The sequence below is a fragment of the Dietzia sp. SLG310A2-38A2 genome, assembly GCF_014145095.1.
Lineage (GTDB): Bacteria > Actinomycetota > Actinomycetes > Mycobacteriales > Mycobacteriaceae > Dietzia.
Map to the genome: position 1 here is coordinate 1 of NZ_JAALDX010000444.1, position 1,896 is coordinate 1,896.

At 71.0% G+C, this 1,896-nt stretch carries 1 protein-coding gene; it reads left to right on the top strand.

Annotated features, from left to right (window positions below; all coding sequences use genetic code 11):
- A partial coding sequence (locus G6027_RS14745) for an error-prone DNA polymerase (protein ID WP_182637828.1) occupies positions 1-1,896 on the top strand: 1,896 nt, incomplete at both ends.

Below are 1,896 nucleotides of genomic sequence, written 5' to 3' on the forward strand. Positions count from 1 at the left end.
CGACGCCCTGGAGACCCATGCCGCGCACCTGCCCCCGGCCGGCGGGGCGTACCTGCGCTCGGGAGAGGAGATGGCTGAGCTGTTCGACCGCTGGCCGGCCGCCGTCACCGGCGCGGCGGGCCTGGGTCGCGAGTGCGCATTCGACCTCCGGCTCATCGCCCCCGAGCTGCCTCCGTTCGATGTTCCCGAGGGCCACACGGAGGACAGTCGGCTCGCCGAGCTCACCTATGCGGGGGCCGCGCGGCGCTACGGGACGCGGGGGACGGCGCCGGAGGCCTATGCCCAGATCCGCCGCGAGCTGGGGGTGATCGCCGAGCTGGGGTTCCCCGGCTACTTCCTCGTGGTCCACGACATCGTCGAGTTCTGTCGCAGGGAGGGCATCCTCTGCCAGGGCAGGGGTTCGGCCGCCAACTCGGCGGTCTGCTACGCCCTCGGCATCACCAACGTCGACCCGGTGGGCGCGCACCTGCTCTTTGAACGATTCCTGTCCCCGGAGCGGGACGGTCCGCCCGATATCGACGTGGACATCGAGTCCGGTCGTCGGGAGGAGGCCATCCAGTACGTCTACTCCCGCTACGGGCGGGACCACGCCGCGCAGGTGGCCAATGTCATCACCTACCGGGGACGGTCGGCCGTGCGGGACGTGGCCCGGGCCCTCGGCTACTCCACCGGGCAGCAGGACGCATGGTCCAAGAGCGTCGACCGGTGGTCGGGTCTGAAGAACCACGAGCGGGAGGCCACCGAGCACACCGTCCCAGACGACGTGCTGGCGCTGGCCCGCAGACTCGTCGGACTGCCCCGGCACCTCGGCATCCACTCAGGCGGCATGGTGATCTGTGACCGGCCGGTGGCCGACGTGGTGCCCGTCGAATGGGCGCGCATGCCCGGGCGGACCGTCCTGCAGTGGGACAAGGACGACTGCGCGGCGGTCGGTCTGGTCAAGTTCGACATGCTGGGGCTGGGGATGCTCACGGCGCTACACCACGCCATCGACCTCGCGGCCGAGCACAAGGACCTCGAGGTGGATCTGGCCCGACTGGACCTCTCCGATCCCGAGGTCTACGAGATGCTGTGCCGCGGCGATTCCGTGGGGGTGTTCCAGGTGGAGTCGCGGGCGCAGATGGCCACGCTGCCCAGACTCCGGCCGCGGACGTTCTACGACCTCGTGGTGGAGGTGGCGCTCATCCGCCCCGGCCCCATCCAGGGAGGTTCCGTGCACCCCTACATACGCAGACGCAACGGGCGGGAGGAGGTGGTGTTCGACCACCCCGCGCTCGAGGCGGCCCTGGGGCGGACGCTGGGGATCCCGCTGTTCCAGGAGCAGCTCATGCAGATCGCCACCGAGATCGCCGGGTTCACCGGGGCGGAGGCGGATCAGCTCCGCCGGGCGATGGGGGCCAAACGCTCACCCGAGCGGATGGCGCGGTTGCGGGAGAGGTTCTTCGCGGGCATGCGCGACCTCCACGGCATCGGCACCAGCCCACCCGGGACGCCGGTCACCGGACCCGAGGTGGGGGAGCGGATCTGGGAGAAGATGTGCGCGTTCGCCAACTACGGCTTCCCCGAGAGCCACTCCCAGTCCTTCGCGGCGATCGTCTACTACTCGGCGTGGTTCAAGTGCCACCACCCGGCCGTCTTCTGCGCGGCGCTGCTGCGTAGCCAGCCCATGGGGTTCTACTCACCGCAGTCCCTCGTGGCCGACGCCCGCAGGCACGGTGTCACGGTCCACCGCCCGCGCGTCAACCGCTCGCTCGGCGGTGCCACGTGCGAGAACCGGGGAACCGAGGTGCGGCTCGGCCTGGAGTCCGTGCGGGCGATCGGCACCGACCTGGCCACGGCGATCGCCGACGAGCGCGACACCCACGGCCCGTACCTCTCGGCCGCCGACCTCGCCGG